Origin of the sequence: Fodinibius halophilus (assembly GCF_011059105.1) — a bacterium.
In the GTDB taxonomy this organism is placed as follows: domain Bacteria; phylum Bacteroidota; class Rhodothermia; order Balneolales; family Balneolaceae; genus Fodinibius; species Fodinibius halophilus.
This window is the reverse complement of sequence record NZ_JAALLS010000007.1, coordinates 119,221-133,144: the sequence shown is the minus strand read 5'-3', so window position 1 is coordinate 133,144 and position 13,924 is coordinate 119,221. Positions and strand designations below refer to the sequence as shown.

Genomic DNA, 13,924 nt, shown 5'->3' with positions numbered 1-13,924 from the left:
AGGAATCAGAAGTCTTAGGCAGCCATTCTGAATTTTGATTTCTGACTATTGATTCCTCTATACTCCTAATTCTTAATTCCTAATTTTCAATTCCTAATTCACGTAGGTAGTCCTTCCATCTCCATAATTTTCAGGGCATTGGTAGTAGGGCAGGGGCCGGGTTTTAGCTTGTATTCAAAGCTCATCTTCCCGTCTTCTATGGTTTCCTCGAAGTGCCAATTACTAAGCTGAGGAATCGTTTCTTCGAGTTGGGCCAGTTCCAGATCGTGTGTAGAGACAAGACCGATCCCATTTTTACCGGCTACATTTTTGAGGAAAGCTTCGCTGCCCTGCAGACGCTCACGGTTATTGGTACCACGGTAGATCTCATCAACCATAAAGAATACAGGTGTTTGGTGATCATCCCTTAGCAGTTCCAACAAACCGCGAAGATGTTTTACTTCTGCATAAAAATGGGAGAGTCCATCATCCAAAGAGTCGGTAACATTGATGCTGCTATATAAACGAAATGGAATGGTTGAGAGAGCAGAGGCATTGACAGGTGCACCGGCAAAACACATAGCCATGTTTATGCCCATAGTTCGCAGGAAGGTACTTTTCCCTGCCATATTGGAGCCCGTGATGAGTAGAATATCTCCTTTTTCTTCAATAGCGACATTGTTTGTTACTTTTTGCTCTTCGGGTAGAAGGGGATGCCCGAGGTCTGTTGCCTCAAATGGTTTATCAGCATTATTGTTTGGCAATGAAAAAGTATAGTGCGGATTTAACCACGAGAAGTTGGCTAAAGATGAGAAGGCTTCCAGTTTGTAAAAATGGTCGATCCATTCTTCCAGGTGAGGCGCTAACTCTTTTTTATATGAACTAAGTTTCTGTGAAAAGTAGAGATCCCACGGCATCAAAAAGTTGAGTAATATCCAGATTATTTCACTTTGCTGCGAGGAGGCGGCCCCGGCAATTCGGATAATGCGCTTTACATATTTTGAAGGGGAATATTGGCTACTCCAGAAGGGCTGGCAGTATTTTTTGAGCTCAGTTTCGGCTTCATATTCATTGGTCTCTAAAAAGTGTAATACCGCATTAAACCGGCTAAGTAATTTCTGAATCTGGTCGGACTCATCGTAGAGTCCCGATATCTTTTCACTGTTAAAATTGTAAATCACAAGGTACAGAACAAAAGTGAATATTACATAGGGGTTCATCAGTCCGGCCAGGTAGAGACTTCCCAATACAATATTGAGGATGGAGAGCCCTCCCAATACCAAAAGGGGAGTAGTATAACTTACTTGTTCAGATTTTCTGAGATAATTGAGCAGTTCTTCAAGGGTCCAATCGTTATCCGTTTCCTGTTTTTTATAGAGCTCGGCCTGTAAATGTAGCTGGTCGCGGAATTGTGGTTTCTGGGCCAGTTCACGGATGATTTGTTGTCGTTGTTCAACATCCTCAGGAGTCGGCTCCTCGGTGAGCAGGTATTTGGCCAGTTGGTCGGTGCTACCCTGATAGTTTGAGGTGTCAATAAGCTGTAGTAACGAATGTTGTCCGATTAGATCTAAGTCCGTAGCAAAGGGGTGGTTTTCATAATTGTCAGTTGTTGATTTCTGCGGAATGTTCGGCCAGTCTAAGGAGAGGCGTGCTAAATGCGATGATCGTATGTTCTGCCATATTAAGAATTTTTCTTTCGCCTGGTCAATCTGGTTGTGTGTTTTAACCAAGCGCCAGAACCCGCCTATAAAACCTGCTAGTGCTACCCAAAATGCCCATTCCGGGCCTAGCTGCCCAATAAGGTATACGAGGAGTAACCCGCCGACAAAAGCAGCTAAACGCCCCATTGACAGGCGGCTGCTTAGTTGATCAAGGGTATTAATTTTGGTTTCCAGGCGGCGGACCTGATTTTTTAGAACTTGCCGCAGTGATTGTTGCGTGTGGTTGTGCATAAAAGATCAATTATTAAATAATAAATACCTCAGCCGAAGGATAGTAAAAATGCAGGTGAAAATAACATCTGAGACACTCTAAATTTTTTGAATCAAAAAGGGTATCCCAAAAGTTATGTTGGGGGATTAGCCACTTTTTTGTATTTTAATAAAAGACAAAAAGGTCTTAAAATCTTATATATAATACTACGGTAAAATAAAAAATAAATGCTATGACTACATTGAATAAAATAATAAATATCGCATTGGTGTTAACGGTTTCAGGGGTTCTAATATCTTGTGGGAATACAGAAAAAAAATCCAGTTCTTCAACAAGTGATCGGTCAATATCTGCTTCTAATACAGGACAGGCCGGGGTAGTGGATGAAGATTCAAAGGCTAATATCTTAAAAATTGCAAAGAATTCTCCTGATCATACAACATTGGCAAAAGCTGTTGCAGCGGCTGAAATCCAAAACGTACTAGTGAATGCGGGTCCGCTAACTGTTTTTGCACCTACAAACGAGGCTTTCGAAGCCCTGCCAGAAGGTACGGTTGAAAACCTGTTGAAACCAGAAAACAAATCTAAGCTGGCCAAGATTTTAACCTCTCATGCCTCTCCGGCTTCATTGAGTAAAGAGCAGCTTGCAGATGGTATGAATGTATACCTTGCAACAGGGCAGTATGTTAAATCTGAAGAAAAAGATGGTGAAGTTTACGTTAACGGTGCTAAAATTTTAGGGACTGTTGATGCTTCTAACGGTATTGTTCATGTAGTAGATAAAGTCTTCCTTGTTGAAAACTAGAGGATATTGAGCTGAATTGTCGGTAAAAAACCTGTCTGTTTTTTAATGAAATGGGCGGGTTTTTTTATTGGCTAAAGTTTTTCGGGCTCACAACATGTAGATAGGGCTGAGAGCTATTTATCTCTTTTAAGGGATACAATGGTTGCTCCCCAGCCACTGCGATCGCCGGCCAGAGAATAGCTTTGTACGTTAGGGTTACGGTCGAGGAGGGCATGTACAGAGCGTCGAAGGTTGCCCGTTCCCTTACCGTGTATGATCCTAATTTCATAGATCTCTTCTTTTAGACATTCCGAAATATAATCCGGAATCAAAGAGCCCAATTCATCAGGGCGAAAGGTGTGTAGGTCCAGTGTACCATCTATGGGCAGTTCTTTAGGACACATGGCTCAGTTGGTTATACCGGTTTTATGCTCGTTCTGCCAGTTCAAACCAGCGTTCAGTACATTCCTCAATTTCAGATTCCAGTTCAGCATAACGATTCGATTTTTCCCGTAGTTCATCATGATCTAACTCACCACTGCTGATTTGGGATTCCAATGCTTCTTTTTTGGACTCCAGCTTATCAATTTTTTCTCCGAGTTTGTTGTACTCCCTCCGTTCGTTATAGCTGAGTTTTTCATCGTAAGAATTAGAATTCTGCTTTCCATTCTTAGATGCAGAACTGCTTTTTTTCTTCTTCTCTTTGGCTCGTTCTTCTGCTTTACGCTTTTTGCGAAGCTCCCGGTATTCTTCATACGTACCGTGATGACTATCCACTTTTCCGTCGCCTTCAAATACAAAGTAATGTTCTACTAACTTATCCATAAAGAAGCGATCGTGGGAGACCAAGATCAGGCAGCCTTGGAAATCCAACAGAAACTCTTCGAGTTTATTCAGGGTCAGCAGATCCAGATCATTTGTGGGTTCATCCAGTACCAGGAAATTGGGATTTTCCAGCAGTACCATCATGAGACTCAGTCTCCGTTTTTCGCCCCCGCTAAGCTTTTCTACAGGGGTATACTGCATCTCTGAGGTAAACATGAAATGCTTAAGAAATTGGGAGGCCGAGATCTTTTTTCCACTAGCCAACTTAATGACTTTTGCCACATTTTCAATGACATCAATAACACGTTGGCTTTCATCAAAATCGAGTCCCTTCTGTCGGTAGTGGCCAAAGACGATGGTTTTGCCTACTCGCCTCTTCCCGGAGTCAATAGGTTCTTCTCCGGTGAGCATTTTCAGGAAGGTACTTTTGCCCACCCCGTTTTTGCCAATAATGCCGATGCGTTCTCCTTTTTCGAAATCGTAATAAAAGCTGTCAAGAATCTTTTCATCGCCATAGCTCTTAGACACATTGATAAGTTCCAATATCTTACCGCCCATGCGGCTCATATCCATCTGCAGGCGCAGTTCCGGTCCGTCTGGACCAGTATCGAGGTCATCTTCGAGCTCTTTGAAATTGTCGATGCGAGATTTAGACTTACTGGTCCGAGCTTTGGGTGATCGCCGCATCCATTGCAGCTCTTTTTTGTAAAGCTGATTGGCTTTATGTGTTCTTTTGCGTTCAATTTCGCGGCGTTCAGCTCGCTTTTGCAAAAAATATTGATAGTTCCCTTTATGATGATAGAGCTTGCCCCCCTCTAACTCAATGATATGGTCACAAACCCGATCCAGGAAATAGCGGTCGTGCGTTACCATCAGCAGCGTTAAGTTGCTCTGTTTTAGATATTCTTCGAGCCATTCAATCATCTCTACATCAAGGTGGTTGGTAGGCTCATCGAGTATGAGCATATCAGGGTCATCCAGCAATACAAAAGCCAGTGCTACCCGCTTGCGTTGCCCACCCGATAGGGTAGAAATAGATTGGTCAAGGTCATGGATGTTTAACTTCCCGAGAATCTGTTCCATCCGCTGTTCGTAGTCCCAGGCATTGGCGGCATCCATTTTAGCAGCGGCCTTCTCAAATGCTTGCTGCGTTTCTTCGTTATAATCTTCGGCCTGGGCTTGTACGGCCTGTTCATATTCTTGGATGAGTTGTACCATCTTATTATTGCTGCGGGCAATATAAGAGCGGATAGTAAGGTCCTCGTTGAGCTGCGGATCTTGTTCCAAAAAACCAATGCTGATATCGTTTTGTATCATCACCTTGCCATCATCGGGAGTTTCATTCCCCGCTAGTATTTGAAGAAGGGTGGTTTTACCGGTTCCATTTTCAGCAATGAGTGCTGTTTTGTCGCCTTCAGAGATCCCAAAAGAGAGTCCTTCAAAAAGTGTTTTATGGCCGTAATTCTTAGATAGGTTTTCGGTAGAAAGGTATGTCATAAATAGAATGTGATGATCGGTAAACCGTGATCAAGAAAATTGCACTGATCTAAACAGGGCATTAAAATAAGGAACCGACGGACAATTTAGAAACGTATTACCAATGGTATTTGGTCTGATAAAAGCCTAACTTTTATGGCTTTTTTTCAATTATATAAAAAGAGATATCAAATATGAATTTTTCAGATCTGCCCAAAATTGAGCTTCACTTACACTTAGATTGCTCGCTAAGTTTTGGGGTTGTAAAAAAGCTAAGGCCGAAAATTACAAAAGCGGAATACCAAGAGTTTTTTACCGCTCCTGCAAAGTGTCGTGATCTTGCCGATTATATTAGACGTTCATTGCCGGCTATTGAACTGATGCAAACCGAACAAGCGCTCAAGCTGGTGACCGAAGACCTCTTTGAGCAGCTGCTGGCTGATAATGTATTGTATACGGAGATCCGTTTTGCTCCATTAGAGCACACCAAGGGTGATTTAACAATAGAAGAGGTAGTGCAGGTTGTGAATGATACCGTAGAAGAACAGGTCGAAGAGACGGGTATTGAAGCGGGTATTTTATTGTGTACGCTTCGTCACTATTCTGAGGAGCAAAGTATGCAAACGGTGAAGCTGGTTGAACAGTTTAAAGGAAGTCGGGTGGTCGGATTTGATATTGCCGCTGATGAGGCTGGCTATCCCGTTGATAACCATATTGAAGCCTTTGAGTATGTCAACCAAAAAGGTCTTAATTGTACTGCTCATGCCGGGGAGGCCTGCGGCCCTGAAAGCGTATGGGAAACGCTAAATAAGTTTAGTCCATCTCGTATTGGGCACGGGGTGCGCAGTTATGAAGATCCTAAACTGGTTGAGTATTTAAAAAAAGAAAATATTCACCTTGAAGTCTGTCCCACCAGTAATGTTCAGACGGATGTGTTTGAGGCTATTACTGACCATTCGGTGAACAAACTGTTCGAAGCGGGGATTTCTCTGAGCATTAACACAGATACCCGGACGATCTCGAATGTTACCTTAAATGACGAGTATGAAACAGTAGCCTCGGCTTTTGGGTGGACTACAGAAGAACTATTACAGAGTAATCTTCATGCTATAGATCATGCTTTTACTGATGATGGGACAAAGGCGAGTCTCCGCAAACAAATAACAAAAGCCTACCGGTAAGAATTATCCGGTGATATTCGCAATGCCATCATACACAAACTGTATGGCAAGAGCGGCTAGAATAACGCCCAAAAATCGGCGTAAGATCTCATCTCCGGTTTTCCCAATAATTTTCTTTAGATATTTTGAAATCAACATTAGTAACAGGGTGAGGGCAAAAATGGAGAGTATTGCTGCCGTAACTGCAATATCTGCACTGGCTTCACCAGATTTTGAAAATAGTAGAATGGAAAGGGTCAAGGATCCCGGTCCGGCCAGGAGGGGGATGGACATAGGGAAAACAGAGATATCTTTTTTCTTTTCTGCTTTGGTGTATTCAATCTCTTCGGTAACCATGTTAAAGGCGGTATAGAAAAGCAGCAGCCCACCTGAGATACGCAGTGCATGAATACTTATACCCAGCTGTTCAAGCAGTGGTTCGCCATAGTTCCCAAAAACGACCAGTAGCACGGCAGATATGATAATTGCTTTGAATGCCATAATGCGACGGTGACGCTTTTCGCCCGGGGGTACCAGAGAGTGAAAAATGAGAGCCGCACCTATGGGATCTATAATTACAAATAGCCCTGTCAGCGCATTTAAATATGCGGGAATATCCATTTTATCTGCCTACGAAATTTATTTTTAGAATAACCTCCAAGGATAGGCATTAATTGAGCGGGGGGCAATCTAAGTTTGGAGATCGCAACAGATATGTAAGTGAATATGACTTAATCTAAATAAAAAATCCCCTCCCCGTCTATACAACACAAGGGAGAGGATAATGATATAAAAACCCAGAATTGGACTCTTTACTTTTTGACTACCTTTCCGTCAACAATTACTGATTTGATATGAGTAGTATATTCCAGGGGATCGCCATCAAAAAGCACAAGATCAGCATCTTTGCCTTTGGCAAGTGACCCCACCTTGTCAGAGATACCGAGGAGTTGCGCCGGTTGTTTGGTTAAAGCATGCAGAGCGGTCTCCCGATCGAGTCCGTAAGCTGCTGCAATGGCTGCTTCGTAAAGAATAATGCGCGTTTTAGGTACATAACTTTCAAATCCACTTTGGAAAGCAAAGGAAATGCCTGCTTCTGCCAGTTTAGAAGCAGTAGTAAAACTGGCATTTTTGGCATCACCATAGGTGCGAGTCATAGTAGGATGGATGAATACAGGAACACCGGCTTCTTTAATTTCATCGAGTACCAGGTATGCTTCGGCCGCACCATCAAGAATCATGTCGAAGCCAAACTCCTCTTTTAGGCGTAGGGCTGTCATGATATCATTGGCACGATGGGCGGTAATCATAGCTGTTAGGTCGCCGTTTAGTACATCTGCCAGTGCCTCCATTTTGAGATCTTTATTGGGCTTTTCGCCAGACTTTTGTTTTTCAAGATATTCCTGTGCTTTTATAAATTGCTGACGAAGCATGGCTACTCCTTTGGCACGTGTTCCGGGTTTATCAAAATATCGCCCCACAGTTGACCCAAGAGTAAAGGCAACGGTGGTTTCAGAATCCAAAACTCCTTTTTCAACTGTATTATAGGGAGTTTTCACTATCATCGTTTGTCCACTGGCTAACGCTCCGGGGCCGTGACCGGTGTGTACAGTTGTAACTCCTTTGTTGAGTACAAAGTCTACGAGTTCTTCACGTGCATTGTAGGCATCATAAGCACGAAGATGGGGCTGTATGGCCGAAGAGGTTTCGAGCTGGTCCTGGTCGCTGTCTTGATTATAGATTCCTGCCAGGCCCACTACAGTGTGTGCATCAATAAGACCGGGAGTAACAACGGAGGTTTTATGGGTATCATAACCAGAGGGTATTTCGATCTCTGAAGCAGAGCCGACAGCCTCAATTTTATCTCCTTGTACCAGTACTATACCATTGACAATTTTGTTGCCTTCCATGGTATAAATGGTATCTGCTTGTACAGCTATTTGCGAATAGCTGCTCATTGATACCCCGAGAAGGAGTGCAAAAAGAAATAATGTGATTCGTTTCTTCATAATTGTAGTATTTTTTAGTCTAAAATTCTTTTGGCAACCATTTCTTTCAATAAATATTCTTAGTTGCGGCCGTGATTATGATTTTGGGTTGTGCGTTCAAACACATCATAACCACCGGTAGCATACTTACGATCTTCAGGGTTTGAGATATCAAATCTCTTCTTTCCTTCCACCCATGTTTGTTGTACGCGGGTATAAACACTGAGCGGATTGCCGGATAAAATGATAAAGTCGGCATCTTTTCCTTTTTCAAGGGTTCCGACACGGTCTTGGACATCCAGCATTTTTGCATTTTCAATAGTTAATGCTTTAAGAGCAGCTTCACGGCTCATACCGGCACGCACACCAAAAGCACCGGAGCGGAGAAACAGCCGGGTATCAGTTATTGAGGCATCAGTATGATATCCTACCGTAACACCGGCATCTTCAAGTACTGCACCGTTTTTGTATTTAATATCTACCGCTTCCATTTTACCACCGGGTGAATCCAGCACAATAATAGAGGCAGGGACGTCAGCTTCTGCAATCTCATCAGCTACTTTCCAGGCTTCACTTACGTGATGCAGAACCAATCGGTAGTCAAACTCTTCGGCCAATCGGATAGCTGTTAAAATATCATCATGTCGGTGGGTATGATTATGGACAATGCGCTCACCGTTGAGTACTTCAACCAGGGCTTCCATACCAATGTCTCGGGTGGGCATTTTATCAGGATCGCCATCGGCCTTTTCTATTTTTTCTTTATAGTTTTGGGCTTTTATAAAGAGTTCGCGAACCATAGAAGCGGATTTTGCACGAGTTCCGGGAAAGGGACCTTTCCCAATGGGGTTCGTTCCATTCGCCATCTTGAGACCGCCCGCTACTTCTTCTCTGGGATTATCGACAAACAGCATATCCTCTATACGGTTCGCCTTTCGCAGTTTTAGGTAGACGGTTTGTCCACTCATCAAGTGGCCGGAACCGGGCATCACATTAACGGTGGTTATACCACCGGCCAGTGCTTTTTTGAAGGTATCGCTGCGGGGATCAATACTGTCCAAAATACGGGTATCGGGATGAAGAGCTGAGGATCGGTCTCCGCCATCACCGCCACCAACGTGGGAGTGTGAGTCTACGAGCCCGGGCATAATAACTTTTCCCGAAACATCATATTTTTTAGCATTAGTTGGAATATCAACTTCTCCCTGGGCACCTATAGCAATAATTTTTTCGTCTTGGATTACCATGACGCCATTTTCTATAGGTTCACCACTGACAGGTATTATTTTACCGCCGGTAAAAACTTTTGTTTGTTGTGCTAATACAATAGCGGGAATGCAAAATAACAGCAGTATACTAAGCTGAATGAAACGTTTCATAGATTATCCCTGTATTTTATTAATGATATCTTTTGTAGCAAAATGAACATGATTATGTTAAGAACAAATGTGGTTGGCAAATATAACCGGTTCTCATTTTCAATCTTTTACAATATGATCAAATTTTCGGTGATAATTATAACCAACAAGGTTGGAGATATTAGATGACCTACAAATTACCGCCTACACAAAACAATGCGAGGGGGGAGTACCGAAAAGTTGGGTTTGAACTGGAATTTGCCGGTATAGAGCCACAACGGGCGGCAGAAATTATCACTTCGCTCTACGGAGGGGCTATAACTAAAGAACATCGGTATCACTACCGTATTGAGGGGACATCATTGGGGGACTTCCGGGTTGAGCTTGATGCTCGTATTCTGCAAAAGATGGCTGAACACAATATCCTTGATCGGTGGGGTATTAAACTAGAAGAAGACTCCCTTCGAAAGTCAATTGAAGATGCTATTGATAAAATGGCCCGTTCCGTTGTGCCGTTAGAAATTGTAATGCCTCCTTTACCAGTAGAAGAGCTTAAACAGCTTGAAACGCTACGCAGCAGACTGCAAGAGGATAAGGCCAAGGGTACACATGCCTCTTTTGTTAATGCCTTTGGAATGCATATTAATATAGAATCGCCGGATCTCGAAGTGTCTACACTTATTGACTATCTGCGTTCTTTCATGATTTTGTATCCGTGGCTTCTGGAAACGTTGAATATCGATATTTCACGACGTATTTCGCCCTTTGTTGATCCGTTTCCCGATAAGTATGTGCGCAAAGTGTTGGATCCGGAATATCAACCTGATCAAGTGCAAATGGTCCAAGATTATATTGATAGGAACCCAACCCGGAATCGTCCGATTGATATGATGCCTGTTTTTGGTTTACTGGAACCCGAGCTGGTAAAACCGGTGATGGAGGGCGAAAAAAATGATCCGCGACCTACTTTTCATTATCGTTTGCCCAATAGCCGCATTGATAATCCGGAATGGAGGTTCGAAACAGAATGGAAATATTGGCTGGAAGTTGAGAAACTGGCAGAAGACAAAGAGATGTTAAAGAAGCTAAGTCGATTATATTTACTCAGAAAGCAAGAAACGGTTATCTCTTTTAAAAAAGAATGGGCAGGAACAGTAATTATACTTTTAGATCTGGATGAGTAGCAGACGACCGAACATTGGGGTTACAGGCCCGGACAAGGGAGGAACAGCTGCTTGGTGGTTTAGCTGGTTTGCAATAGCTATCCATGGGGGGCGCGCAATACATATTCGTCCTGAGGATGGAATTCCGGATGCTGATATTCATGGATTGATAATTGGGGGAGGAGCAGATATTAATCCCAAAAGATATGGGGAGTCACAAATACGGGAGCTGCTTTCAGAAGACCAGAAGCTATCGGGAATACGCCAGTTGCTTATTCGTCTCGCTACAATTTTATTTTTCCCCATTATTATTTTGCTCCGCAAGCTGTTTTCTACGACTTCGGTGGGCATTGATAATGCTCGTGATGAGATGGAGTTGGACCTGTTGGATAGAGCCGTAGAAAAGGGCATTCCTATTTTAGGCATCTGCAGAGGTGCACAATTAATGAATATCTATTTCGGCGGGACCTTGCATCAAGATATTGAGAACTATTATACAGAAGTACCGCGGCCCCACAGTGTTTGGCCTAAAAAGAAGGTACAGATTGATGAGCAGAGTAAATTATTCGAAGTATTAACGTTTCAGACGGTGTGGGTTAATGCGATGCATCGACAGGCTGTGGATGAGACCGGAGATAATATGACGGTGGTTGCTCGGGAGGAGAGGGGAATTATTCAAGCCATTGAGCATCAATACAGCAATTTTGTGCTGGGCGTTCAATGGCATCCTGAATATATGCCCCAAGTACCGTCTCAGCGACGTATTTTTAAACGGGTGGTTGAGGAAGCACAAGAGTTTATGTTGGATCAAAGAAAGGGATAAAAAGAAAAAGGGTTCGCCAAAGCAAACCCTTTTATACTGTAATATGAGCTAAACGGTTAAGTATCTACTTTATAATCCACAAAGTGGCGTTCTTCAATAACCGAGTTTATAAATTTAACAGCTTTTTTGTGATGATCGTTACGAGTATACATCGTATAGTCGAGTTCGGACTCAAAATCAGAGATTAATACGACATCATGCGGAGAGCCCGCCTCGTCGTCATCTTCACTGATATTGATACCGACTTCTACATTTTTTATTTCATCAATATTGGTTTTGAGCCCTTCAAGAATCAGCTTCATTTTTTCAGCATTCTTCTCTTTAGTGGCTCCTTCTGCTTCATCCTTTAATTTCCACATTACTATATGACGAATCATAAATATTTCTCCTGTTATGTGTGGTTTTATTGCGAATTTAATTTTTTAAGAAAGTAATTTGTGCCCTTTGTTAGTTAATCTCAGCGGGCCTTATTGGCATACGAAAGGTCAGCTTCATCGATCGGGATATCAGCCAAATTTCGGATATCATTATAGTAAACTTTGGCTCCCCATAAATGATTCTTTGCTTTTGGCGATTGCTGCTTCTTGTACCATTTATAGGTGGCTAAAAAGCCTTTGGCAACACCTGTCGAATCGGAAGTAGTTAAACTATTCTGAGGACCGGAGGGCAGTGGTACGGTTAGCGAACTGCCTGCAATGATAAGGTCAGGATCATTTAACGACCCATTCTTACCATAGATCCACGGCCAAAGCCGTGGGTTGCCATATTTATCTTCGGCTATGCTCCAGAGTGTTTGACCTTCAGCAATAGCATGTTGTTCCTTTTGTTGTGAAGCTGATGAGGTGGACTGATTTTTCTTTTGGGTGTTCTTATTGGCAGCTTGCTTCTGGGCCGGCTGTTGTTGTCCTTCGCTGGAAGAAGGTTTAGACTGACTGTCGTTATTAGATGATGGTACTGTATTTTCTTTTTGATTAGTGCCTTGTTGTTCGGTTTGAGCTGATGAAATTGCTTGTTGTGCGGCCATCTGAGAAGAACTCTCTGTTGAAAAGACCCCAAAATACCATGCGCCAACAGCTATAAGTACCAAAATAGAAATCGCTGCTGCTATTATTGGTAAGGATGAACTGTCTTTACGATCGGGCAGTTGCCGATCCAATATTTGAGTATCATCTTTTTGTTTCTCTTTGTCATCCGGACCAGTAGCATCTTTATCAGATTTTGTATTTACCGAGGCAAAGGGGGAGTCAATTTTTGTCTCTTCCTCAGATTCAGTCTCTTTTTCGTCCTCTTCAATAGGTTCAGAAGTGTTCTCTTCTGTAATTTCTTCTTCATCTTGGTCAGGAGAATCTTCTGTTGATTCTACTTCTACAGGCGCATCTTCGGTCTCTTCCACTGACCCAATAAATTCTTCAAGATCCTGCTCCGTTTCATCAGTTTCTTCTTCGGTAGTATCGGGTTTAAATTCTACAACATCTTCTTCCTCGTCAACAACCTCCTCATCTTCTTCCAGAGAAAATGTTGATGAGGATTTTGAACTCATCTCTTCAAAACCGAATGGATCCTCTTCTATGTACTTCTCCTTAGCTGTTTTCCCTTCACTTTCGCCAGAAGAAGAATCGGATTCACCGGAAGAGGTTTCGTCCGCGTGATCAGCAGCAGGAGCTTCTTCATTAGGATCCCCATCTTCATCTTTTTCAATAAGCTGGGGTTCTAAGTGAGAGTAGGGGGCGTTGACCAGCTCGCGAATTCCTTTGTATGGCTTGAAAACTACCTTGTTGTGAGCAGGAATGGTCATTTTTTCCTCGGTTTGGGGGTTATACCCCTCTCGTTCTTCGACAAACCGAAGCTTGAACTTACCAAAGCCGGCAATATTGACATTCCCGTCCTCTTCAAGTCCATTATTGATGACATCGACAAAATCTTTGAGGAAATCGTGAGTGAATTGCTTAGAATTATCACTTTCTTCTGCAATCGACTCAATGAGTTCCTGAAACGTTACTTTCTCACTCATTGTCGGACTCCACTTGTTTGAAATCTTCTTTTAACCCCTTACTGGGCTTAAAATCAACAACGCGTTTAGGGGGTATCTTCATATATTGTTCATAGTGTGGATTATAAGATTCCCGTTCTCCACGTGTTGATAATTCGAAAGTACCAAGCTCTGGGATGGTAAAAGTATTACCGTTGGCCAGGTTATCTGTTAATCGGTTAACAATAGTATCCAACAACCGGCGCGTTTCGGCCTGGCTCATATCCCAATTGTTTGCAAGTGCTTTTACCAAATCACTTGTGTTCATAGTATCTGACGCCTGAGTTGATGTTTAAACTAATTGTATTACCCTACACCTTTAATTAAGAAAAAAAACTTTTAAAAACTAAGTAAGATTCCTATTACAGCTTAGAATACTTATAAATAGTGTTATTTATGTTATTAAC

General features: G+C 42.6%; 12 protein-coding genes and 1 pseudogene. 4 read left to right on the top strand and 9 right to left on the bottom strand.

Annotation, left to right across the window (positions count from 1 at the left end):
* Positions 1 to 98 precede the first annotated feature (98 nt).
* Entirely contained in the window at positions 99 to 1,931 is a 1,833-nt protein-coding gene (locus G3569_RS07280) for a MutS family DNA mismatch repair protein (RefSeq protein ID WP_165267583.1), read from the bottom strand.
* A gap of 212 nt (positions 1,932 to 2,143) precedes the next feature.
* Between G3569_RS07280 and G3569_RS07275 the strand changes: the two genes are divergently transcribed.
* Complete coding sequence (locus G3569_RS07275; RefSeq protein ID WP_165267581.1) at positions 2,144 to 2,716, top strand: fasciclin domain-containing protein; 573 nt, start codon at positions 2,144 to 2,146, stop codon at positions 2,714 to 2,716.
* Between the two features lie 113 nt (positions 2,717 to 2,829).
* Here G3569_RS07275 and G3569_RS07270 read toward each other — a convergent pair whose 3' ends face one another.
* Together G3569_RS07270 and G3569_RS07265 are read right to left on the bottom strand one after the other, a co-directional pair.
* Positions 2,830 to 3,099, bottom strand: coding sequence for a Smr/MutS family protein (locus tag G3569_RS07270; protein ID WP_165267579.1), 270 nt, complete (start codon positions 3,097 to 3,099; stop codon positions 2,830 to 2,832).
* A 22-nt stretch (positions 3,100 to 3,121) separates the two neighbouring features.
* The gene (locus tag G3569_RS07265) at positions 3,122 to 5,017 is read right to left on the bottom strand and encodes an ABC-F family ATP-binding cassette domain-containing protein (RefSeq protein ID WP_165267577.1); all 1,896 of its coding nucleotides are present in this window, start codon (positions 5,015 to 5,017) and stop codon (positions 3,122 to 3,124) included.
* A gap of 173 nt (positions 5,018 to 5,190) precedes the next feature.
* Here G3569_RS07265 and add point away from each other — a divergent pair, with 173 nt between their 5' ends.
* Entirely contained in the window at positions 5,191 to 6,177 is a 987-nt protein-coding gene (gene add, locus G3569_RS07260; protein WP_165267575.1) for an adenosine deaminase, read from the top strand.
* Between the two features lie 3 nt (positions 6,178 to 6,180).
* On the opposite strand, the gene G3569_RS07255 is transcribed toward add, so the two are convergent.
* From G3569_RS07255 to G3569_RS07245, 3 genes are all read right to left on the bottom strand, one after another.
* Positions 6,181 to 6,777, bottom strand: a complete 597-nt coding sequence (locus tag G3569_RS07255) for a MarC family protein (protein WP_165267573.1) — start codon at positions 6,775 to 6,777, stop codon at positions 6,181 to 6,183.
* Between the two features lie 191 nt (positions 6,778 to 6,968).
* On the bottom strand, positions 6,969 to 8,165 hold the full coding sequence (locus tag G3569_RS07250) for an amidohydrolase family protein (protein WP_165267571.1): 1,197 nt from the start codon (positions 8,163 to 8,165) through the stop codon (positions 6,969 to 6,971).
* 59 nt (positions 8,166 to 8,224) lie between these two features.
* Complete coding sequence (locus tag G3569_RS07245; protein ID WP_165267569.1) at positions 8,225 to 9,523, bottom strand: amidohydrolase family protein; 1,299 nt, start codon at positions 9,521 to 9,523, stop codon at positions 8,225 to 8,227.
* Positions 9,524 to 9,687: 164 nt separating this feature from the next.
* Between G3569_RS07245 and G3569_RS07240 the strand changes: the two genes are divergently transcribed.
* On the top strand, positions 9,688 to 10,686 hold the full coding sequence (locus tag G3569_RS07240; protein WP_165267567.1) for an amidoligase family protein: 999 nt from the start codon (positions 9,688 to 9,690) through the stop codon (positions 10,684 to 10,686).
* Entirely contained in the window at positions 10,679 to 11,488 is an 810-nt protein-coding gene (locus tag G3569_RS07235; RefSeq protein WP_165267565.1) for a gamma-glutamyl-gamma-aminobutyrate hydrolase family protein, read from the top strand. Before G3569_RS07240 ends, G3569_RS07235 begins: the two co-directional genes overlap by 8 nt.
* 56 nt (positions 11,489 to 11,544) lie before the next feature.
* On the opposite strand, the gene G3569_RS07230 is transcribed toward G3569_RS07235, so the two are convergent.
* From G3569_RS07230 to G3569_RS07220, 3 genes and pseudogenes are all read right to left on the bottom strand, one after another.
* Positions 11,545 to 11,865 carry a Dabb family protein gene (locus tag G3569_RS07230; protein ID WP_165267563.1) on the bottom strand — a complete coding sequence of 107 codons (321 nt, stop codon included), beginning with the start codon at positions 11,863 to 11,865 and terminating at the stop codon, positions 11,545 to 11,547.
* 80 nt (positions 11,866 to 11,945) lie between these two features.
* Positions 11,946 to 13,499 (bottom strand): HU family DNA-binding protein, encoded by a 1,554-nt coding sequence (locus G3569_RS07225; protein WP_165267561.1) that lies wholly within the window; start codon positions 13,497 to 13,499, stop codon positions 11,946 to 11,948.
* Positions 13,492 to 13,788 (bottom strand): annotated as a pseudogene (locus G3569_RS07220) (HU family DNA-binding protein); the annotation flags it as partial. The gene G3569_RS07225 and the pseudogene G3569_RS07220, both read right to left, overlap by 8 nt.
* Positions 13,789 to 13,924 lie beyond the last annotated feature (136 nt).